This is a genomic window from Caballeronia sp. INML3B (genome assembly GCF_023631305.1).
Classification (GTDB): Bacteria; Pseudomonadota; Gammaproteobacteria; order Burkholderiales; family Burkholderiaceae; genus Caballeronia; species Caballeronia turbans.
In genome coordinates, this window is sequence record NZ_JALQDI010000054.1 from 75,697 (window position 1) to 95,532 (window position 19,836).

A 19,836-nucleotide genomic window follows, 5' to 3' on the forward strand; every position below is an offset into this window, starting at 1 on the left:
CTGGATTCTCCTCAAGCCGCGCGCGACGTCTCGAACCAGCGCCGCTGCACGCCGCGCGCCAAGGCATTCAGCGCCCACCCCGTCAAACCGACCACGATCACGCCGAACACGACGAGATCCATGCGAAATTGCTCGCTGCCATCGACAAGCGTATTGCCGATCCCGCTGCCCGCGACGAGCAGATACTCCGCCCCGAGCGTCGCGAGCCACGAATAGATGAGCGCGAGATACACGCCCGTGAAGATCGAAGGCAACGCGGCGGGCAACACCACGTACGCCAGCGTCTGCAACCGGCCATAGCGATATGCCCGCGCCACATCGAGCCAGTTGACCGGCACCGCGCGAATGCCATCGCTCGTGTGCATCACGACCGGCACGAGTGCCGCGAGCGAAAGGAACACGACCTTCGCGACATCGCCCAGACCGAACCAGACGGAAATCAGCGGGATCCACGCGAACAGCGAAACCTGCTTGAAGGTGTTGAAGCTCGGCGCAATCGCGCGATTCGCGAGCTTCGAGATGCCGAGCAGCGCGCCGAGCGCGAGGCCGAGACCCGTGCCGATCGCGAACCCTGTCAATTCACGCGCAAGCGATGCGGACAACGCCCGCACGAGCGCGCCGCTTCGAACCTGCTCGACGGCGGTATCCCAGACCTGTGCGGGCGAAACCATCACGCCGTGCCCGGCTTGCGCGCCGCGCGACACGATCCACCACACCGCGAGCGCGGCGACCGGCAGCACGAGCCCGCGCCACGATCCTTTGACTGTTCCGGCTTCCCAATCCAGTGTCGACATCTGTTGATCCTCAAACCGAGCGGCCGCGCTGAAGCCTGCGCTCGAAAACATTGAGCAGACGATCCGCCGCATAACCGATTGCACCGACGATCAGAACCGCGGCCAGCACGAGATCGAGCTGAAAGAGCTGTCGTCCGTACACGATGAGATAACCAAGCCCTTCCGACGATGCCACGAGTTCGACGACGACGAGCGTCAGCCACGCCTTCGTGAACGCGAGCCGCACGCCGGTGCCGATGACGGGTATCGCCGAAGGCAAGGTCACGCGCGCAATCACCTGCCAGCGCGAATAGCGATACACCGCCGCGACTTCCTGCAATGCGCGCGGCGTGCCGCGAAAGCCTTGCAACGTGGACAGCGTGACGGGAACGAGCGCCGCGTGCCCGATCAGCAGATACTTCAGCGGCTCGCCGATGCCGACGACGATCATGAGGAACGGCAGCCAGCCGAGCACGGGCACCTGCACGATCGCATTGAAGCTCGGCAGCACGTAAGCCTCGAACGTGCGCGACAGGCCCAGCAAACCGCCCAGCAAGATGCCGAGCGCCACGCCACCGCCGAAGCCCACGGCGGCACGCGTCATGCTTGCCCACACGTGGATCCATAGCTCGCCGTTCTTCAGGAGCGCGCCGAGCGTTTCGAACACGAGCGCGGGCGGCGGCAACACCTGCGCGGAAATCCAGCCGTATCGCGAACCCGTCATCCATAGCAAGGCCAAAGCGATGGGCACGATCCACGGCAACGCAGTCCAGCCGATCGAGCGCAACGTATCGCCCGGCAGCGTCCTGCGCGCGCGATATGCCGGAAGAAATACACGCGTCAGGGCGTTGGCCATTTACCTGTTCTCCGCGAGACGTTCGCCGGCAGGCTTGCCCGAGGCATCGAAACGCGGCCAGTATGCTTCGAGCTTCAGCGACTTCAATGCCTGATCGAGATACTTCGGCTCGAACCATCCGTTCACGCTGACGGGCTGGCGGATCAGGTTCAAACGCAGCGCATCGTCGGCGACGGATTGATAGCGCGCGACGAGGAACGGGTCGATGAGCGGCGAGTTGCGATCCTTCAACGGCTGATTCGCATACTCCGAAGCCCACGATTCAGGGGGAATGCCGCTCTTCGACCACAGCGCGAAGAGCGCGTTGCGGTTCGCTTCGTCGGACGACCAGTACGCCGCCTGAACGACCGCGGTCACGACTTTCTGCACGGTATCGGGATGCGCGTTTTCGAAGTCGTCGAGCACGAGCAGATGCGCCTGGCGCGTGAGCTGCAAGCCGTCGTCGCGCGATGCATAGACGATCTTCGCGAGCCCCTGACGCTGCAGCTTGAAGAGCGAATAGTCGAGGAATACCGCATCGACGCCCTTCGATGCGAGCGCGGCCTGTGCAGCAGCGGTATCGAGATTGATCACGCGCAGATCGCGCTCGCTGAGGCCGTTTTGCTTCAGCACGTTATCGGCGACGAGTTGCAGGTTCGTCCCGCGAAAGATGGCGACGCGCTTGCCCTTGAGATCCTTCACGCTCTTGATATCGGAATCGGGCGGCACGGCGAGATAGACGCCGGCGCGCACGTTGGACGCCACCAGCAGATGCGTCTTCAATCCGTTCGCGCGGCCGATCACGGCAGGCAGATCGCCCTGATACGCGAAATCGATCTGCTTGTTCGCGAGCGCTTCGTTCACGGCCGGTCCCGCGCCTTTGAAGAAGATCCATTCGACCTTGAGCTGCTCGGGCCGCAACGCATCCTCGACACGATGCTGCAACTGCGCGGTCGCGGCCGGTGAGCCGCCGAAGGTCGGCGGATCGCCGCTGCCCTGCTGCGCGACGCCGATGCGCACCACCGCCGGATCGGCGGCATGCGCGGGACCGATGAGCGCAGCGAACAACGTCGCCGCGCCGACGAAGAGCTTGGATCGTAGTGTCATCGTGCAATGAGAGAGTGTGTGGACCGCCGGCGATGAAGCGTCATCGCCGGTGCATAAGGCGCGTCAGACGCTGCGGGTTTCCTGCCTGACGATGCGGCTCCTGCGCCCGTCGATGCCCACGGGCACGTCGCCATGCACGGTCGCGCGGCGCACGACGCGATGCGCGTCGCCGTAATCGGCCACCGCGTAATGCTGAGTCGCGCGGTTGTCCCAGATGGCGACGTCACCTTGCGTCCAGCGCCAGCGCACCGTGTTCTCCAGACGCGTGACGTGGTCGTGGAACAGTTCGATCAGTCGATCCGAATCGCGCTGCGACAGGCCGATGAAGCGCTGCACGAAGTGCCCCAGCACGAGGGTGCGCTCACCCGTTTCAGGATGCACGCGCACGACCGGATGCTCCGTCTCGTAGAGCGTCGAGGTGAACTGCTTGCGATACTCGCGCTCGGATTCCGTGTCGGGCACGTGACGTGTCGCGGCATAGTCGTAGGTATTCGAATGCAGCGCCCACAGCTTGTCGGCGAGATCGCGCAGGGCTTGCGGCAGATTCGCGTATGCGGCGGCGGTGTTGGCCCATACCGTATCGCCTCCCGCGGGCGGAATCACGACGCCGCGAAGAATCGAGATCTTCGGATACGCATCGACGAAGGTAACGTCCGTATGCCAGGAGTTCGCGCGCGTGCCGTGCTTCGAATCGAGTTCGAGCAGGCGGCTGCCGTTCGAAAGCGACGGCACCGTCGGATGCGCGACGGTCTCGCCGAAGCGCGCGGCGAAGGCTTCCTGCGCGGCATCGTCGAGATGCGACTGGCCGCGAAAAAAGAGCACTTTATGTTCGAGCAACGCCTGGTTGATTGCGGCGATCGCGTTGTCGTCGAGATCGGCGGAAAGCGTCACGCCGCGCACTTCCGCTCCGATGCGCCCGCCGATTGGGCGCACCTGGACCGGTTCATTCGACGTGACGGCCTGAAGCGGGGATTCGGCGGCGAGCGTGGGGAAATCGGACATCGAAAAACTCCGTTGATATGCGTTTGTCGGATGCAGGCCGCAGTGGATGCGACGAAAACATTGAAGCATCGACAGCACGCTCGACCAACGAAGCGTTTCGACTAAGCATTAAAGCGATCAGCGAGATATGTATTGCTGCAGGCCCGCGATGCTTTGCTGCAATTCCGCCTCCAGTCGCGCCATCAGTTCGGCGGCGGGCAACTCGCGCACGAGCGCGGCCGCCTGCCCGGCCCACTGCGCGCCGTAACCGAATTCGCCTTTCGCTTTAGCGGCCGCGTGCAGCGACTTGCCCGCATCGTAGGCGATGGGATACGCGGGAACCGCCGGTGCATGCGCGCCGCGCCCCAACTCGGTGAACTTGTTGACGAGGCCGCGCGCCTTGCGGCCCGAGATTGCAGCGGTGAATGTCGTATGGTCCGCTGCATCGCTGAGAATCGCGCGACGATAGCCTTCGTCGATCGACGTCTCCGTGCACGGCACGAACGCCGTGCCGAGCTGCGCCGCCTGCGCGCCGAGCGCCAGCGCAGCCGCGATGCCCGCGCCATCCATGATGCCGCCCGCCGCGATCACCGGCACATCGAACCTGCTTGCAAGAAGGCGCGTCAGCGCGAAGGTGCCGAGGTTGTCGTCGCAGGCTTCTGGGTCGAAGGTGCCGCGATGCCCGCCCGCTTCGATGCCCTGTGCGACGATCGCATCCATGCCCGCCGTAACGAGCTGCTGGGCCTCTCGAACGTTAGTTGCAGACGCAATCAGTTTGATGCCGGCCCCGCGCAATGCATCGATATATTCCTTCGACGGCAAGCCGAAGTGAAAGCTCACGATAGCCGGCTTTTCATCGACGAAAACTTCGAGCATCGCGTCATCGACGACGAAGCTCGTGTAAATCTCGCTCAGCTTCGCGGGCGGCGTCGCGCCGTATTGCGCGAACACAGGCGCGAGCCATTCGGTCCAGGCCTTCTCGACGGCGGGCTCGGCGCTGGCGGGCGCATGACAGAAGACGTTGATGTTGAACGGCCTGCTGGTGAGTTCGCGCGTCTCGCGGATCACCTTGCGCGCGCCCTGCGCGTTCATCGCGCCGACGCCGAGCGAGCCGAGCCCGCCCGCATTCGATACGGCCGCCGCGAGCGCGGGCGTGCTCACGCCTGCCATCGGCGCCTGGATGATCGGCGTATCGATGCCGAGTAACGATGTCAATGCGTTCTTGCTCATGGATATGCATCCTTTAAACATTGCATGATTCAGCGCGTCGCGAGCTTCTCGACGACGAAGTCCACGAAAGCCCGCACGCGCGACGACAAATGCCTGCCATGCGGATACAGCAGGATGAACGGTCTGCTGCAGCCGCCGAACTCGGGCAGCACCTCAGTCAGCGTGCCCGCGCGCAACTCCTCCTCGACGGTGAAGCGATAGGTCTGAAAAAGGCCCGCGCCGTGACCTGCGAGCGGAATGCCCGCGAGCGCATCGCCGGAGGTGCCGTAGCCCCCTTCTGTCGTGATCTCTACCGCGTCGCCGTTCTGCATGAAGAGCCATGGCACCGGGCGCCCGGTGCTCGGCATCTCGAACTGAATGCATTCGTGTTCGAGCAAGTCCTCGATGCGCCTGGGCGTGCCAGAGCGCTTCAGATAACCCGGCGATGCCACGACGACGAGTTCCGCATCTTCCAGCTTGCGCGCGATCAGTCCGGAATCGCGTGGCGCGCGGCCGCGTATCGCCAGATCGAAACCTTCGTCGGCAAAGTCGATGTTGCGGTTGCTCAGATGCGCCTCGACGGTCACTTCGGGATAGCGCTTTCTGAACTCCGCGAGCAACGGCAGCATGCGATAGTGGCCGTAAGGCGTCGGCATGCTGATGCGCAGCACGCCCTTCGGCGTGGTCTGCTGGCCGGTGGCCTCGCGCTCCGCTTCCGCAAGACGATTGAGCGCGTCGCGGCATTGCTCGAAGTAGCGGCGGCCCGCATCGGTCAGTCGGATCTGGCGCGTCGTGCGCACGAAAAGCCGCACGTCGAGGCGTTTTTCCAGCCGCGCGACAGAGCGGCTCACCGCGGCGGGCGTGACGCTCGCCGCCGTTGCGGCCAGCGTGAAGCTGCCGAGTTCCGCGGCGAGGCAGAAGAGTTCGATGCTGCCGAGAAGAAGATCGTCGAATTGCCGCTGCATGTCGATGGGCTTCGCGTCGTTGTCGCTGCATCTTCCGCGCTTGCGGCCGCACGGTCAACCGACGCCGTTTCATTTGACTTGTGACGCACGGGAACAGATCGGCCGCGCAAGCCCCAAAAACAATCGCCCGCTTCTTCCACACGGGAAAAAGCGGGCGATATTCATACGTTGGGTGACGCCTTACTTCGCGGTCGGCATCGCGAATTCCGCGCCCTTCTCCGTGCTCTCGGGCCAGCGCTGCATGATCGACTTCTGCTTCGTGTAGAAGCGCACGCCTTCCTCGCCGTACGCGTGCATGTCGCCGAAGAGACTGCGCTTCCAGCCGCCGAACCCGTGCCATGCCATCGGCACCGGAATCGGCACATTGATGCCGACCATGCCCACTTCGATGCGTCGCCCGAACTCACGAGCGATGTGACCATCGCGCGTATAGCACGCAACGCCGTTGCCGAACTCGTGTTCGTTGACGAGATCGACCGCTTCGCCGAAATCCTTCACGCGCACGCATGCGAGCACGGGGCCGAAGATCTCTTCCTTGTAGATGCGCATGTCAGGCGTGACGTGATCGAACAGCGTGCCGCCCGTGAAGAAGCCGTCTTCATGGCCCGGAACCTTGTAGCCGCGGCCATCTACGACGAGCTTCGCGCCTTCGTCCACGCCAAGCGCGATATAGCCTTCGATGCGCTCCAGTGCGGCGCGCGTGACGATCGGGCCCATTTCCGCATCGGACTCCATGCCGTTTCTGATCTTGAGCTGCTTCGCGCGCTCGGCAAGCTTCGGCACGATCTTGTCGGCGACATCGCCCACGAGCACCGCGACCGAGATCGCCATGCAGCGCTCGCCCGCCGAACCGTAGCCCGCGCCGATCAGGGCATCCACGGCTTGTTCGATATCGGCATCGGGCATCACGACCATGTGATTCTTCGCGCCGCCAAGCGCCTGCACGCGCTTGCCGTGCTTCGCGCCCGTCTCGTAGATGTAGTTCGCGATCGGCGTCGAGCCGACGAAGCTGATCGCCTTCACTTGCGGATGCGTGAGCAAAGCATCGACGACGACCTTGTCGCCCTGCACGACGTTGAAGATGCCGTCGGGCAGGCCGGCTTGCTTGAGCAGATCGGCCATGAACAACGACGCCGACGGATCGCGCTCGCTCGGCTTCAGGATGAACGCGTTGCCCGCCGCGATTGCGACCGGGAACATCCAGCACGGCACCATGCACGGGAAGTTGAACGGCGTGATGCCCGCGACGATGCCGAGCGGCTGGCGCGTCGTCCAGTTGTCGATGCCGGTGGAGACCTGTTCGGTGTAATCGCCCTTCAGCAGTTGCGGAATGCCGCATGCGAATTCGATCACGTCGATGCCGCGCGACACTTCGCCCTGGGCATCCGAGAACACTTTGCCGTGCTCCGCGGTGATGATTGCGGCGAGCTCGTCGCGATGCTTGTTCATGAGTTCGAGGAACTTGAGCATGACGCGCGCGCGGCGGATCGGCGGCATGTCCCGCCAGGCCGGGAACGCGGCTTTCGCGCTCGCGACGGCTGCATCGACATCGGCGGCTTCGCCCAGCACGAGCTTGCGCGGGCGCTCGCCCGTCGCGGGATTGAACACCGGCTGCGTGCGCGTGGCCGAGCCATGCGTGCGCTCGCCGTGAATGTAATGGACTACGTCGGCCGTATCGTTGAACGCTTGCATCTCGACTCCTCTGTCTGACTGGTTTGGCACTCTACACAGTGTAAGAAGCGTCTCGTCCGCTGCAAAGACGCTATGATTGAACTCATTGTTTATATCGGCGAACAATCGGCTGATGGACGAGCAAAAGATCGAAGGTCTCTGGACCCATTTGCACTGGTTGACGGTGCTCGCGGAACAAGGCAGCTACACGGCGGCGGCGGCGCGCCTGAACGTATCGAAAGCGGCGATGAGCCAGCGCATCGCGGAGCTGGAGCGCGCGGCAGGCGTGCCGCTCGTCACGCGCACGACGCGCAGCGTGCGCTTCACGGAGGCGGGCCGAAGGCTCGTCGACGATACGCGCGAGCAATACGAGCGCATTGCGTCGAGTTTCCTGAGCGTGAAGGAAACGGCGGGCATCGCGCGCGGCCTGATCCGCGTGACCGCGCCGATGGCCTTTTCGCGGCAGCAACTCGTGCCGCGCATGTCGGGATTTCTGCATGCGCATCCCGAAGTGCGCGTGCAACTGGAGGCCTCGGACAAGCTGAGTTCGATCGCGACCGAAGGCTTCGATCTCGCGGTGCGGCATAGCGCGCAGGTGCCGGATACGCATGTCGCGTGGAAGTTGTGCGATACGCATTCGGTGATCGTGGCGACGCGTGCGTATCTGAAGCGGCGCGGCACGCCCGCGACACCGGACGACCTCGCCACGCACGATTGCCTCGTCTATCCGCGCCCGCAGGCGTCGAGCATCTGGTCGTTTCAGAGAAAGGGCTCGCGCAAGAGTTCGACCGGGCCCTATACGCTCGCGGTGAACGGGCCGTTCGCGGCGAATAACAGCGAAGTGTTGCGCGATGCCGCGCTCGACGATCTCGGCATTGCGCTGCTGCCTGATTTCACCGCGCAAGCCGCCGTGCAGGCGGGCAAGCTCGTCGTGCTGCTACCGGAGTGGCGTCCGGTCGGCGCGTTCGCCGATCAGCTATTCGTGGTGCGGCCGTATGCGCCGCATGTGCCGCGCGCGGTTGCGCTTTTCATCGGATATTTGCGCGAGGCTTTTGCGGGTGGGTTTCCGCTTTAAATCGAACTGCTCTGAACGGCAAAAACGCGCCCGCTTTCATGCGGGCGCGTTTTGTTGGAGCCCTTGTTGCTTAGTGATGCGCGAACGTCGGGAAAACCTCACTCTCGATCGCATTAATGTGGGCGCCCGATTGCGCCGAGCCTTCCGCCGCACCGCCGAATGCGCTCCGCGCGGCGCCGTTCTGCGCAGCGACGCGTGCTTCGGCGGCCTGGATATCAGCGGGATACCTGGAGTCGCTGACCACGCCTGGGTTATAGCCGGCCTTCTCCAGTTGCACGATTTGTTCGCGGACTTCCGCGCGCGTCAAAGGCTGATTCGATTGCGCGAACGACGCGACCGGAGCGGCAAAAGCGAGAGCGACCGCTGCAATACCGATGAACTTGTTCATGATGCTTCCTCCTGGAAGTTTTGAATTGCCGCTTCCGCGCTGTGTTGGCTGGCACGCTCGCGACCGTTGAACAGAGTTTAGGTATCGCACGTTTTAGGGTAAATACCTAAACGGCGAAATCACTTTTGGCGAAAATCCGCCTAATCCATGCAACCGCCACGAACCGACGACCTCCGAATCGCCTATAACGAAGAACAGAGCGGCCACCGCAAGTGGCGCATAGCACGAACGATCGTCTCTTCAGGGGAATGACCTTGAAACGAATCCTTGTGATCGGTGCGGGCTTCGCCGGCCTGTGGAGCGCGTTGTCGGCCGCGCGCAAGCTGGATGAACTCGATTGCACCGGCGAAGCCGAAGTCGCCATCGTCAATCCCGAGCCGTTTCATAGCGTGCGAGTGCGCAACTACGAGCAGCCGCTCGACCCGACGCTCGTGCAACTCGACACCGTGCTCAGGCCCGCAGGCGTGCGGCTGATTCAGGCGAAGGCCACCCATATCGACAGTGCCAGCCGCCGCGTGACGATCGAGCATGACGGTGCGTCCGAATCGCTCGATTACGACCGGCTGATTCTCGCGGCGGGCAGCGTGCTCGTGCGCCCGCCGATTCCCGGCCTCGACCGCTTCTCGTTCGATGTCGATACCTACGCGGGCGCGTGCAAGCTGCAGGCGCATCTGCTGACGCTGCCCGCACTGCCCGATACGCCGGGCCGCTATACGGCGGTCGTCGTCGGCGCGGGATTGACGGGCATCGAGCTCGCGGCCGAGTTGCCCGCGCGGCTGCGCGAGATCGTGGCGGCAGGCGATCGCGACAAGGTGCGCGTCGTGCTCGCGGATCGCTCGCCGAAGATCGCGCAGTCGATGGGCGGCGCACAGCATGTCATCGAAGGCGCACTGAAGACGCTCGATGTCGAAACGCGTGCCGGTGTGTCGCTCGAATCGCTCGACGGCCAGAGCGTGACGCTCCACGACGGCACCGCGAGCGAGCGCATCGCGGCCGCGACGGTCGTCTGGTGCGGCGGCATGCATGCGAACGCGCTGGCGGCGCAACTGCCGGTCACGCTCGATCCGCTCGGCCGCGTGCCGGTCGATTCATTCCTGCGCGCGGAAGGCGTGCCGGGCGTGTTCGCGGCCGGCGATTGCGCGCGCGTGCTGATCGACGGCACGCGGCCTTCGGTGATGTCATGCCAGCATGGCCGGCCGATGGGACGTTACGCGGGCAACAACGCCGTCTGCGATCTCTTCGGACTCGAGATGCTGCCGCTATCGATCGACTGGTACACGACCATCTGCGATCTCGGGCCGTGGGGCGCGGTGTATACGGAAGGTTGGGACAGGTTGCTCGTCTCCGAGGGCGAGACGGCGAAGGCGACGAAGCGCACGATCAACGGCGAGCGCATCTATCCGCCGAGAAGCGGCACGCGCGAGGATCTCTTCCGGGCGGCGGCGCCCGTCGTGCAAACGCCGCCGCCGACCGAACGAGGATAAGGGCTGAAGAATCAGGCCTTCTTCACGGACGCGTCGTAGATCTCGTCAATCGACTGTTCGAGCGTCTTGTCGAACTCGCTGTCGCTCATCGACTTCTTCAGCTCGTTGATGAGCGCGCGCGAGAAGCTCGCGATCATGCCGTGGTTCTGCTCGAGCTTCTTGCACGCGTCGCTGCGCGTATAGCCGCCCGACAGCGCGACGACACGCACGACACGCGGATGCTCGATCAGCGGCCGATAGAAATCCGCCTCGTCCGGAATGGTCAGCTTGATCATCACCTTGCTCGATTCCGGCAGCGCGTCGAGGCCCTTGAGCAATTCGTCGCGCAGAATCTTTTCCGCGCCCTTCTTGTCCGGGCTCTTGATCGAGACTTCGGGTTCGAGAATCGGCACGAGGCCGTGCTTGATGATCTGCGCGCCCACCTCGAACTGCTGCTTCGCCACCGCCGCGATGCCCTTCTCATCGGCCTGATGGATCACCGAGCGCATCTTCGTGCCGAACACGCCGAGCTTCACGGCGCGCGCGAGCAGATCGTCGAGGCCGGGAATCGGCTTCATCACCTGCACGCCGTCGGCTTCGGTTTCGAGGCCCTTGTCGACCTTCAGGAACGGCACGATGCCACGGTCTTCCCACAGGAACGTGGGGACCGGCTTGCCTTCTGCTTCGCCGTCCATTGTGCGCTCGAAAAGAATTGCACCGATTACCTTCTTGCCCGTAAATGAAGGCGCGGTCATGATGCGCACGCGCATTTCATGCATCAGCTTGAACATTTCGGCGTCGCCGCTGTAGGCGTCATCCGGGATTCCGTATTGCCGTAGCGCGCCGGGCGTCGATCCACCGCTCTGATCCAGAGCAGCAATGAAACCATCCTTCTCAGCCATTTGCGCGAGCATCTTCTCATTAGCCACGAACGTTTCCTCCTCGAAGTTCAAACTCCGGACGATGCGCGCGTGCATAGTCCGGGCTTATGGTTCAGCTTCCTCAAGTGTAATGGTTTTGGCGGGCGCCAAAGTCGTGCAAATCCGCCATTCGTGCGCAAAAGGGGCGCAACCGCGCGTTAGCCGTGCGTTCATGCACGGCCTGCGATTGAAAAGATCAGGAAGCGGCGGATTTGAGATCGCCGGCGTTGCCGGAACGCCAGACGAAGCCCAGCGCGCGGCGAAGCAAAGAAGGCGCGCGGTCGAAGCCGGCGGTTTGCGGCATTTGCGCATGATCGTTCGATGATTCCGCGACCGGTTCATCGACCGGTTCGTCGACCTGCACAGGTTCCGCTTCGATCGCCTCGTACTCGGAAAGCGGAGCGCGCTTTTCACGCGCGTCGCCGCAGCGTTGATTGAGCACGCGGCGCATATCGGGGTCGTCGATCAGCGCCTGGGCGGTGGCCATGCCGCGCTCGAATTGCAGCGCATAGGCGATGTCGGTGAAATCTTCATAGCGGCCGCTATCGGCCAGCTCGAACGCCAGTTCCAGCGTGCGCCGGCGTTTCCATGCATCGAGATCGTCGTGGGCCATGCTCACAAATGTCCTCTTCTTCGCGATGAGGTGCCGAAGATGTTAGCCCGCGCCAAACGTTTTTCCGTTGTCGCGTCACAACAAGCAGACGAAAAGCGTTCGTGAAATCGTACAAAAAGCGCTTGCCTAACGCACTCGATTCGCGATAGCCCTCGCTTGACACAGCTCGTGTACGGTATTTAATTCACACACCGCGCCTGCAAAATGGCGGACGGCCGCCGACATCTCCTGTCAGCGCAGTGAAGCAGTCCCGACGTATCGGATGTTCGCTCCAGGTGGAGCGCGATGTGCCTTTATCGGAGCCGCGTCATGTACCCGCTTTCAGGAAGTCCGGCACGCGCTGCCGCTCTCGCGCTCTCATGCGCGCTCGTCGCATCCGTCGCCGCATGCGGCGGTTCCGATTCCACTGATACGTCCGTCCCCGACGCCATCACGCAGATCATGAAAAAGCCCATGTATCAGGGCTCGACGTGGGCGCTGCGCGTCGTCGACCTGAACTCGGGCGATCTCGTCTACGACATGAATTCGAACGCGCAGGTGTATGTCGCCTCGGTGCGCAAGCTCTTTTCGCTCGGCGCCGCGCTCGATCAATACGGCGCGTCGCATCAGTTTCAGACGCCGGTGTATCGGCTCGGTACGGTCGATGCGAGCGGCACGCTCAATGGCAACCTCGTGCTCGTCGCGAGCGGCGATCTCTCGATGGGCGGCCGCACGAATCCCGACGGCACGCTCGCCTGGACCAACTTCGACCACAACGAGGCGAACAGTCTCGGCAACGCGCAGATCACGGCGCCCGATCCGCTCGCGGGCTACGACTCGCTCGCGGCGCAGGTGGCGGCATCGGGCATCAAAAAGATCAACGGCGAAGTCGTGATTGACGATCGCCTTTTCGATCCCTTCGACTTTCGCGGCGAGTTCGATTTGCGGCCGATCTTCGTGAACGACGACGTGGTAGATACGATCATCGGTCAGGGCAGCGCGGGGGCGGCGTCGCCGGTGGATTACCGGCCGAAGTCATCGGCATTCACCGTTCAGTCCACGCTCATGACGGGCGCGGCAGGCACGCCCGCGACGATCAAGGTCACGCCCGCGGATCCCACCTGCTTCGGCACGCTGCCCTGCGGCGGCGTGCTGAGCGGCTCGATTCCGGCGGACTACGTGCCGCCGATCGTGCCCAGCTTCCCGGTGATCCGCACGTTTCGCATCACGCAGCCGTCGAACTATGCGCGCTCGGTGCTCATCGACGCGCTCGCGCGCGCGGGCGTCACGGTCACCGCGCCCGCCGTCGAGAGCAATCCGGTGCAACTGCTGCCCGCGAAGAACGCGTATGCCGCCGATACGCGCGTCGCGCAGCTCACGTCGCAGCCGTACGGCGAATATTCGAAGTGGATCTTGAAGGTGAGCTATAACATCGGCGCGGACACGAGCCTGATGCTCTTCGGCGTTGCGAACAACGGCTCGACCACGCTCAATGCGGCGCTCGCCGCCGAGAATGCGAAGCTGTCGGCCGCGCCGTTCAATGTGCCGATGAGCCAGACGCATTTCATCGACGGCAGCGGCGGCGGCGAGACGACGGCGACGCCGCTCGCGGTCATCGCGATGTTGCGCGCGATGAACGGCCGTCCGGTCTTCCCGGCGTATGTGGATTCGCTGCCGTTCCTCGGCGTCGATGGCTCGCTCGCAAGCACCACGGCATTCGAAAGCGATCCGACGCTCGCGGGTGCGAAAGGCAAGGTCTACGCGAAAACGGGCACTTACGCGAGCGGCACCGAGCTGGCGAACGGCCAGATCCAGACGACGCTCAAGGGACAGGCGCTCGCGGGCTATATCGACGCGAAGAGCGGACGCCGGCTCGCGTTTGCGCTGATGGTGAACAACGTGCCGATCGCCGATGTGCCCGACATCCTCAACGTGTTCAACGACCAGGGCACGATCGCGGCGAACATCTGGAAGCTGCAATGACCCGCGTTCGATTCACCACGCGCCGGCGAACGCCAGCACCGCGCGATTGAACGCGCCGGGGCTCGCGACGTTCATCCCGTGCGATGCCCCCGCGATCGTCTGACGCTCCGCGAACTCGATCCACTCCTCGAGCTTCTCGACGTTGTTGCGAAACATACGCGGGCTTTTCTGCCCGTCGATGAGCAAGGTGCGGCACTTGATGTCGCGCGCCGCCTCACGCGTGTAGGCGGGCAAGGGATCGCGAAATTGCCTCGGCAGCGTGAGCGCGTTGTCGAGCGCCATGCGCCGGAAGCTCTCCGTGCTTTTCTTCCAGAAGCCCGGCATGCTGACCGAATCCACGAACATTTCGAGGCCGCGATCGAATTCGCCCTCTTCGATCAGCTCGGCCACGCGTGCGCGCAGCGCGTTGGTCGCAGGCGGCAGCGTGGCGGACACGGCCTGCGGCGCGATGTGCAGCGGGCCGCCCGGATCGGCGAGCGTGAGCGTCTTCACGAGCCGCGGGTATTCGCGCGCCAGATGAAACGCAATGCAGCCGCCGCGCGAATGCCCGACGAGATGCACCGGCGCGAGATCGAGCGATTCGATGAACCCGGCCATCTCGGCGACGTGCGTTTCCCAGCCGAACTCGCCCTGCACGAACGCATCGACGGCCGGCCAGTAATGCGACAGGCTCGGCGCGATGCAACGAAACTGCTTCGCCAGCGGAAGAATCTGCGCGCTCCAGTAGCGGTAGTCGCATAGCGATCCATGCACGAACACGAGCGGTTCGCCCTCGCCGCACTCGACATACGGCATCGAGACGCCGGTTGCCGTCGTGGCGAACGACGGTTCGGGCAAGCCTTGTACAGCGGTGAGGACGGAAAGATCGGTTCGCGCGTTCATGATTCGCTCCTTTGATGCGACTATGCGCCGCGCCGAAGCAAAAGAAAAACGCATAATTTTGATAGAATCGTTCAGGTTTTCTGATACCAAACGGTCGTTCACCCATGAAAGCGCTCGATCTGGATGTCCTTTCGATGATCGTCGCCGTCGCCGATACCGGCAACATCAGCCGGGCGGCGGAGCTCGTTCATCGCTCGCAATCGGCGGTGAGCATGCAGATCAAGACGCTGGAAACCGCGCTCGGCAAGCCGCTTTTCGTACGCAAGCCGCGCAGCGTGGTGCCGACGCAGGACGGCGAGGTGCTGCTCACCTACGCGCGCCGCATGATCGCGCTGCGCGACGAGGCGTGGGCGGCGGTGGTGCGGCCGGACGTGACCGGGCGCGTGGTGATCGGCGTGCCGGACGATTACGCGTCGTCGCTGTTTCCGCCGATCCTCAAGAAATTCTCGGCGACGTATCCGAAGGTCGAGATTCAGGTGGTCGGCCTGCCGAGCCTCGCGCTCGCGCCGATGGTGAAGGACGGCACGGTCGATCTCGTCTGCGCGACGCGCGTGAAGGGCTTGTCCGGCGAATTCCTGCGCCACGAGCCGATGGTCTGGGCCGCGGCGCCCGGCGCCACCGAAATCTGGAAAGAGCGGCCCTTGCCGATCGCGGTGTTCCTGCCGGGCAGCGTCGCCCGCGAGAATGCGATCCGGAGTCTCGAGCGCGCGCGCATCGGCTATCGCACGTCGTATGAAAGCCCGAGCCTGCTCGGTCTGCTGACGATGGCCGAAGCGGGCCTCGCCGTGACGCCGCTCGCGAAATGCGCGGTGCCCGCGCACTTCACGCTGCTCGGGCCGGCGCAAGGTCTGCCCGAGATCGGCACGCTCGAAGTGGTGCTCGCGCGCAGCGCGGCGTCCAGACGCCCGCCTTGCGACTTCCTCGCCGAGCGCATCATGGCCGAACTGCGGCGCTGATCTCCCGCTCTATTGCACGGATGCGGCGCGAGGTCCACGCGCGCAGCATGCCGTTCGATGCCACCATCGGCAACGATGCCGCCATGATGCGATACACGTCGTTGCGCCGCACTTTCGAGATCCGGCCGGGATCGAGCCACGCATCGTTACGCGCGAGCAGCACGAGTGTGTCGAGGCCGATCATGATCGGCCAGAGACAGGCGAGTCGCAGACGAACGGCGCTCGATGGAATTGCGAGCGTGTAATCGACCGCGTCCTGAAAGAGTGCGAGCGACGTGCGCAGCAATTCGAACAGCACGGGCCGCGCACGCGCCGACGACTCCGGCCGCAACACATCCTGCGGCGTCAGCCCGTGACGCGCGAGCATCGATTCGGGCAGATAGCAGCGGCCGATGCGCAGATCGCGCGCGCAATCGCGCAGCACGTTGGTCATCTGCAGCGCCTTGCCGAAGCGCACGCCGAGCGCGAGCATCGTATCGGGCGCGGCCTCGAGCACGCCTGGCATGTGCGCGTAGGTCATCGTCGTCCAGAACTCGCCGACGCAGCCCGCGACGAGATACGTGTAGCGATCGAGTTCTTCGAATTGCCTCAACGCGACGATCTCGCCCGATGTCTCGTCGGGGAACGTGCGCAAATCGAACTCCATGCCGGTGCTGAGCGTCGTGACGATCTCGCGAACCGCGGCCTGATCCTGCGCGCCCAGTTGCGGCAGGATCGCGAGCGCGGCGCTCAGGCTTTCGAGCAGCGCGCGCTCATCCGGCTGCGCCTGCTGTCCCGCGACTTCGCCGGCGATGCGCGCGAGCGCGCCGTCATCGGGCGCGCCATTGACTTGTGCGCGCAGCGAAAGCAGCAATTCCAGACGGCGTTGCGGCGAGATCAGCGATGTATCCGCAATCGTGTCGGCGGCGCGCGCCAGCAGATACGCAAGCCCGATGGGATCGCGCATGCCCCTCGGCAAGATGCGCAGCGTGAGGTAGAACGATCGCGATACGCGCTTCAGAAGCGGGCCCAGCAGAAAGGCCCGAGGCGAATGGTTCATGACTTGGATCGAATGACGGCGGCCGGAAGCGCGATGATCGCGCGCCGCCGCATTGTATCCGTCCGCGTGTCAATGAGGCGTTGCGTGCTTCTTTCGATGCCGCGGATGAGGCTCGATGCGCAGCATGATGCGTTGCGGCGCGCGGGACGCCGACGCCAGCGCGACGGGCCGATCGACCGGTTCGAGGATCACCTGCGCGCTTCCCGCGCGTTGCAGACCGAGTTCGACAGCCGCCGCGAAAGACAGATCGATCATGCGGCCTTTCACGAACGGGCCCCGATCGTTGATGCGCACGACAATCGACTTCGTCTTCGCGAGATTGCTGACGCGCACATACGAGCCGAGCGGCAATGTGCGATGCGCCGCCGTCAACGCGTGCATGTCGTAGCGTTCGCCGCTGGCCGTTCTGCGCCCCTGAAACTTCTTGCTGTAATACGACGCCCAGCCGATATTCGGAACCGTCTTCGTCCGGGCGTTGCGGTAGTCGAGCGGCTCGGCATCGAGGGCGTGGCTTTCCTGAGCGGGCATCGACTCCGCGATGTGAGCGCTTTCGGTGAGGATCGACGCCGAGTCCGCTTCCTTCGACGGGATGTCCGGCTGGTTCGCGCATCCGTTCAATGTGGCGCACGCGCCGGAAGCCGCGATAGCGGCCACGCGCGCCGCCTGCCACTGCATGATGGGTCCGTTGTTCTGCATTAGCGAGTTTCTCCATGAAATGCCGACGCATTTCATCGACTCGCTCACAACGCGCGCCTCGCCTGGAAGTTGACGCGTGCGCCGAAGATATGACCCATCTTTGCAGACGAAGCGCCGGCGGCGCACTGCATTCCCTTACGTCCGCGGCCCGTAGTCCAGCTTCGGGTACCAGTCCGTGCCGCGTCCTTCGGGCGTCATGTCGAGCACGGTCCAGAGCGGCATCAGATCAGGCGCGCCGCGCGGATCCTCGCCGGGATCGGCGGTAGCGAAATCCATCTCGCCGCTCCAGAAATGCCGGATCACGCCGTCGCGCCGCGTGAAAACGTTGAGCGCGGGCTCATCGCCGCCTTCTTTCGATATCGCGTGATAGTCGCGGCTGAACGCGCCGTTCGTATCGGAAAACAGCCTGAGATCGCGCCAGCCGCGCTCGGTCTTGAACGCCACCAGCTTCGCGATCGGCGAACGCGCGATCACCGCGAGCGCCACGCGTTGTTCGATGTCGCGCGCCTCGCCCTCCCATGCCGACAGCAGCGACGTGCACATCGGACACGGCCGTTCGCGCTGCGGCCCGAACATGTAGCTGTAGGTGACGAGCGTGTCCTTGTCGCCGAAAAGGCCCGCGAAATCGACCGCGCCGCGTTCGCCTTCGAATCGATAATCGCCTGTCACTTCGCCGCCGGGCGGCAGCGCGCGACGCATCTGCGCGACGCGCTCGATGTGCCGGCGCAATTCGATTTCCTCGGCCAGCAACGCGGTGCGCGCCCGGCGATACTCGGCGCTTTCGTTGGGAAACCTCATCGCGGCGCGCTTCGCGAGTTCATCGGCGGGAACGTGATTCGTGGTCGTGCTCATATCCGATCTCCTGTGGCTCAAGTAGCTCAGTCGCGGTCCGGCGCACCGAGCGGAAACAACGCGCGATACGGCCGCGCCTCCTCGACGGCACGAGCGAACGAGGGCCGCGCGAGCAGGCGCTTGCGATACGCGATCACGTTCGGATACGCGTCCCCGATTCGATGCGACCAGTCGGCATAGAACAGAAACGGCGCGGCGCCGCAATCGGCGAGGCTGAAGGTGTCGCCCGCCGCCCATTCGCGCGTGGCCATTTTGCGATCGAGAAAGGCGTAGGACGTGTCGAGCATCGCGCGGGCATCGGCGACGCCGCGCGCATCGCGCTCGTTCGGATCGCGCATCGCGTTGAACACGATCTTCTGCTGCGGTGTGGACACATAGTTGTCGAAGAAACGATCCATCCAGCGCGTTTCGAGCGCGGCACGCGGATCATCGGGAACGAGGCGCACCGGGCCAGGGTGGAACAGCCCCAGGTGTTCGATGATCACCGTCGATTCGATCACCGGCCGACCGTCATCGACCAGCACGGGAAAGCGCTTCATCGGCCAGATTTCGGCGAGTTCAGCCATGCATTGCGGCGTTTCGGGCGTGAGCGCGCGCCATTCGAAGCGCGTGCCGTTTTCGTACAGCGCCACCAGAACTTTCTGACAATACGAAGAAAATGGGTGTGCATAGAGTTGCAAGCTCATCTGAGAGCCTCCGGATTATCGAGCGGGTTCGGAACGCGGCGATGCGCCTGCGACGATTGCAGCGCCGATATCTGGACGACGAACGGCCACCGCGCCAATCGACAAGGAATCGATATATTTTGTAGTGCGGCGCAGCGTGAGACTTTTGATTTGCTAACGTGCGCGGTTCAGGCAACCGAAGCGCGGCCGGCGGATACATTGTCCGTCGAGCCCGCCGAAAAAAATGAAGCGCGAACACAAAATTAGTATCGTCGTTGCAGACGATCGCCCTGTCGTTTTGTATGGGCTGCAAAGCTGGTTCGAGTCGCACGAGCGGTTTCGGGTCACGGCATGCGTCAAGAGCGCCGATCAATTGCTCGCGAGGCTGCGGACCGCGAGTTACGACCTGATCGTGCTGGGCTGCGGTCTGGAAGGCTGCCATGCGGACGATTTCGCGCTGCTGCGCGAATTGCGCCGGACGTTTCCCGATACGCCCGTCGTCATCTTCACCGACGAAACCGACCCCGACGCGCTCCTCGATATGCAGCGAGCGGGCGCGTCGGGCCTCGTGAGCCCGCGCGAAGAAGCGCGTGCGTTCGAACGCGTGTGCGAGCGGGTGCTCTCCGGCGCGGTGAAAGTCCTCTCGCCGCGCATCGCGAGCTGCGGCGACGCAACCGGCGCCGCGGTCTCATTCGATGCCGCGCCCGACTATGACGGCGTGCGCATGAGCATCAGGCCGTTCAATTCGCGGCTCTGAGTGCAGCGGCGGCGACCGGTGCCGGCG

The 19,836-nt window shown here is 64.1% G+C and carries 20 protein-coding genes; 5 read left to right on the plus strand and 15 right to left on the minus strand.

All coding sequences use genetic code 11. From position 1 onward, the window contains the following. Window positions 1-11: 11 nt before the first annotated feature. The 7 genes from NCS58_RS24465 to NCS58_RS24495 all read right to left on the minus strand — a co-directional run bounded on the left by NCS58_RS24465 (window position 12) and on the right by NCS58_RS24495 (window position 7,562). Window positions 12-794, minus strand: a complete 783-nt coding sequence (locus NCS58_RS24465; protein ID WP_061119265.1) for an ABC transporter permease — start codon at window positions 792-794, stop codon at window positions 12-14. Window positions 795-804: 10 nt separating this feature from the next. Then, complete coding sequence (locus NCS58_RS24470) at window positions 805-1,629, minus strand: ABC transporter permease (RefSeq protein ID WP_061119161.1); 825 nt, start codon at window positions 1,627-1,629, stop codon at window positions 805-807. Then, window positions 1,630-2,715, minus strand: a complete 1,086-nt coding sequence (locus tag NCS58_RS24475) for an ABC transporter substrate-binding protein (RefSeq protein WP_061119162.1) — start codon at window positions 2,713-2,715, stop codon at window positions 1,630-1,632. It lies immediately after the preceding gene. Window positions 2,716-2,778: 63 nt separating this feature from the next. Further along, window positions 2,779-3,717: a TauD/TfdA family dioxygenase gene (locus NCS58_RS24480; protein WP_250538899.1), complete on the minus strand. Its 939-nt coding sequence runs from the start codon at window positions 3,715-3,717 to the stop codon at window positions 2,779-2,781. Window positions 3,718-3,834: 117 nt separating this feature from the next. Continuing rightward, window positions 3,835-4,926 carry a nitronate monooxygenase family protein gene (locus tag NCS58_RS24485; protein WP_061119164.1) on the minus strand — a complete coding sequence of 364 codons (1,092 nt, stop codon included), beginning with the start codon at window positions 4,924-4,926 and terminating at the stop codon, window positions 3,835-3,837. Window positions 4,927-4,955: 29 nt separating this feature from the next. After that, the gene (locus NCS58_RS24490; protein ID WP_061119165.1) at window positions 4,956-5,870 is read right to left on the minus strand and encodes a LysR family transcriptional regulator; all 915 of its coding nucleotides are present in this window, start codon (window positions 5,868-5,870) and stop codon (window positions 4,956-4,958) included. Window positions 5,871-6,050: 180 nt separating this feature from the next. Continuing rightward, a complete protein-coding gene (locus NCS58_RS24495) occupies window positions 6,051-7,562 on the minus strand; it encodes a CoA-acylating methylmalonate-semialdehyde dehydrogenase (RefSeq protein ID WP_061119166.1) in 1,512 nt (503 codons plus the stop codon). Window positions 7,563-7,674: 112 nt separating this feature from the next. On the opposite strand from NCS58_RS24495, the gene NCS58_RS24500 reads away from it, so the two are divergent. Beyond that, complete coding sequence (locus NCS58_RS24500) at window positions 7,675-8,616, plus strand: LysR family transcriptional regulator (RefSeq protein ID WP_061119167.1); 942 nt, start codon at window positions 7,675-7,677, stop codon at window positions 8,614-8,616. Between the two features lie 70 nt (window positions 8,617-8,686). Here the strand turns inward: NCS58_RS24500 and NCS58_RS24505 are convergent, their stop codons facing one another. Beyond that, on the minus strand, window positions 8,687-9,004 hold the full coding sequence (locus NCS58_RS24505) for a DUF4148 domain-containing protein (protein ID WP_250477731.1): 318 nt from the start codon (window positions 9,002-9,004) through the stop codon (window positions 8,687-8,689). A gap of 254 nt (window positions 9,005-9,258) precedes the next feature. On the opposite strand from NCS58_RS24505, the gene NCS58_RS24510 reads away from it, so the two are divergent. Continuing rightward, window positions 9,259-10,488: an NAD(P)/FAD-dependent oxidoreductase gene (locus NCS58_RS24510; RefSeq protein ID WP_250477732.1), complete on the plus strand. Its 1,230-nt coding sequence runs from the start codon at window positions 9,259-9,261 to the stop codon at window positions 10,486-10,488. Between the two features lie 11 nt (window positions 10,489-10,499). On the opposite strand, the gene NCS58_RS24515 is transcribed toward NCS58_RS24510, so the two are convergent. Both NCS58_RS24515 and NCS58_RS24520 read right to left on the minus strand, forming a co-directional pair. Beyond that, on the minus strand, window positions 10,500-11,381 hold the full coding sequence (locus NCS58_RS24515) for a fructose bisphosphate aldolase (RefSeq protein ID WP_409219306.1): 882 nt from the start codon (window positions 11,379-11,381) through the stop codon (window positions 10,500-10,502). 202 nt (window positions 11,382-11,583) lie between these two features. After that, window positions 11,584-12,000, minus strand: a complete 417-nt coding sequence (locus NCS58_RS24520; RefSeq protein ID WP_250477733.1) for a hypothetical protein — start codon at window positions 11,998-12,000, stop codon at window positions 11,584-11,586. Between the two features lie 309 nt (window positions 12,001-12,309). Between NCS58_RS24520 and NCS58_RS24525 the strand changes: the two genes are divergently transcribed. Continuing rightward, entirely contained in the window at window positions 12,310-13,962 is a 1,653-nt protein-coding gene (locus NCS58_RS24525; protein ID WP_061119171.1) for a D-alanyl-D-alanine carboxypeptidase/D-alanyl-D-alanine-endopeptidase, read from the plus strand. Between the two features lie 12 nt (window positions 13,963-13,974). Here NCS58_RS24525 and NCS58_RS24530 read toward each other — a convergent pair whose 3' ends face one another. Continuing rightward, entirely contained in the window at window positions 13,975-14,844 is an 870-nt protein-coding gene (locus tag NCS58_RS24530; RefSeq protein ID WP_061119172.1) for an alpha/beta fold hydrolase, read from the minus strand. Window positions 14,845-14,948: 104 nt separating this feature from the next. On the opposite strand from NCS58_RS24530, the gene NCS58_RS24535 reads away from it, so the two are divergent. Continuing rightward, complete coding sequence (locus NCS58_RS24535) at window positions 14,949-15,800, plus strand: LysR substrate-binding domain-containing protein (RefSeq protein WP_061119173.1); 852 nt, start codon at window positions 14,949-14,951, stop codon at window positions 15,798-15,800. Here the strand turns inward: NCS58_RS24535 and NCS58_RS24540 are convergent. The 4 genes from NCS58_RS24540 to NCS58_RS24555 form a co-directional block, all read right to left on the minus strand. Then, window positions 15,778-16,839, minus strand: coding sequence for a phytoene/squalene synthase family protein (locus tag NCS58_RS24540; protein WP_061119174.1), 1,062 nt, complete (start codon window positions 16,837-16,839; stop codon window positions 15,778-15,780). The two genes, NCS58_RS24535 and NCS58_RS24540, sit on opposite strands and share 23 nt — an antisense overlap. 69 nt (window positions 16,840-16,908) lie before the next feature. Next, a complete protein-coding gene (locus tag NCS58_RS24545; RefSeq protein ID WP_086961236.1) occupies window positions 16,909-17,535 on the minus strand; it encodes a septal ring lytic transglycosylase RlpA family protein in 627 nt (208 codons plus the stop codon). 135 nt (window positions 17,536-17,670) lie between these two features. Beyond that, window positions 17,671-18,387, minus strand: a complete 717-nt coding sequence (locus tag NCS58_RS24550; protein ID WP_061119175.1) for a DUF899 family protein — start codon at window positions 18,385-18,387, stop codon at window positions 17,671-17,673. 26 nt (window positions 18,388-18,413) lie between these two features. Beyond that, window positions 18,414-19,073: a glutathione S-transferase family protein gene (locus tag NCS58_RS24555; protein ID WP_061119176.1), complete on the minus strand. Its 660-nt coding sequence runs from the start codon at window positions 19,071-19,073 to the stop codon at window positions 18,414-18,416. A gap of 223 nt (window positions 19,074-19,296) precedes the next feature. On the opposite strand from NCS58_RS24555, the gene NCS58_RS24560 reads away from it, so the two are divergent. Then, on the plus strand, window positions 19,297-19,809 hold the full coding sequence (locus tag NCS58_RS24560; RefSeq protein WP_061119177.1) for a response regulator transcription factor: 513 nt from the start codon (window positions 19,297-19,299) through the stop codon (window positions 19,807-19,809). Window positions 19,810-19,836: the final 27 nt, after the last annotated feature.

Bases quoted from the DNA above. Each gene is read 5' to 3' on its own strand.
- NCS58_RS24465 (WP_061119265.1), bottom strand. From the start codon at position 794: ATGTCGACACTGGATTGGGAAGCCGGAACAGTCAAAGGATCGTGGCGC.
- NCS58_RS24470 (WP_061119161.1), bottom strand. From the start codon at position 1,629: ATGGCCAACGCCCTGACGCGTGTATTTCTTCCGGCATATCGCGCGCGC.
- NCS58_RS24475 (WP_061119162.1), bottom strand. From the start codon at position 2,715: ATGACACTACGATCCAAGCTCTTCGTCGGCGCGGCGACGTTGTTCGCT.
- NCS58_RS24480 (WP_250538899.1), bottom strand. From the start codon at position 3,717: ATGTCCGATTTCCCCACGCTCGCCGCCGAATCCCCGCTTCAGGCCGTC.
- NCS58_RS24485 (WP_061119164.1), bottom strand. From the start codon at position 4,926: ATGAGCAAGAACGCATTGACATCGTTACTCGGCATCGATACGCCGATC.
- NCS58_RS24490 (WP_061119165.1), bottom strand. From the start codon at position 5,870: ATGCAGCGGCAATTCGACGATCTTCTTCTCGGCAGCATCGAACTCTTC.
- NCS58_RS24495 (WP_061119166.1), bottom strand. From the start codon at position 7,562: ATGCAAGCGTTCAACGATACGGCCGACGTAGTCCATTACATTCACGGC.
- NCS58_RS24500 (WP_061119167.1), top strand. From the start codon at position 7,675: ATGGACGAGCAAAAGATCGAAGGTCTCTGGACCCATTTGCACTGGTTG.
- NCS58_RS24505 (WP_250477731.1), bottom strand. From the start codon at position 9,004: ATGAACAAGTTCATCGGTATTGCAGCGGTCGCTCTCGCTTTTGCCGCT.
- NCS58_RS24515 (WP_409219306.1), bottom strand. From the start codon at position 11,381: ATGCTCGCGCAAATGGCTGAGAAGGATGGTTTCATTGCTGCTCTGGAT.
- NCS58_RS24520 (WP_250477733.1), bottom strand. From the start codon at position 12,000: ATGGCCCACGACGATCTCGATGCATGGAAACGCCGGCGCACGCTGGAA.
- NCS58_RS24525 (WP_061119171.1), top strand. From the start codon at position 12,310: ATGTACCCGCTTTCAGGAAGTCCGGCACGCGCTGCCGCTCTCGCGCTC.
- NCS58_RS24530 (WP_061119172.1), bottom strand. From the start codon at position 14,844: ATGAACGCGCGAACCGATCTTTCCGTCCTCACCGCTGTACAAGGCTTG.
- NCS58_RS24535 (WP_061119173.1), top strand. From the start codon at position 14,949: ATGAAAGCGCTCGATCTGGATGTCCTTTCGATGATCGTCGCCGTCGCC.
- NCS58_RS24540 (WP_061119174.1), bottom strand. From the start codon at position 16,839: ATGAACCATTCGCCTCGGGCCTTTCTGCTGGGCCCGCTTCTGAAGCGC.
- NCS58_RS24545 (WP_086961236.1), bottom strand. From the start codon at position 17,535: ATGCAGAACAACGGACCCATCATGCAGTGGCAGGCGGCGCGCGTGGCC.
- NCS58_RS24550 (WP_061119175.1), bottom strand. From the start codon at position 18,387: ATGAGCACGACCACGAATCACGTTCCCGCCGATGAACTCGCGAAGCGC.
- NCS58_RS24555 (WP_061119176.1), bottom strand. From the start codon at position 19,073: ATGAGCTTGCAACTCTATGCACACCCATTTTCTTCGTATTGTCAGAAA.
- NCS58_RS24560 (WP_061119177.1), top strand. From the start codon at position 19,297: ATGAAGCGCGAACACAAAATTAGTATCGTCGTTGCAGACGATCGCCCT.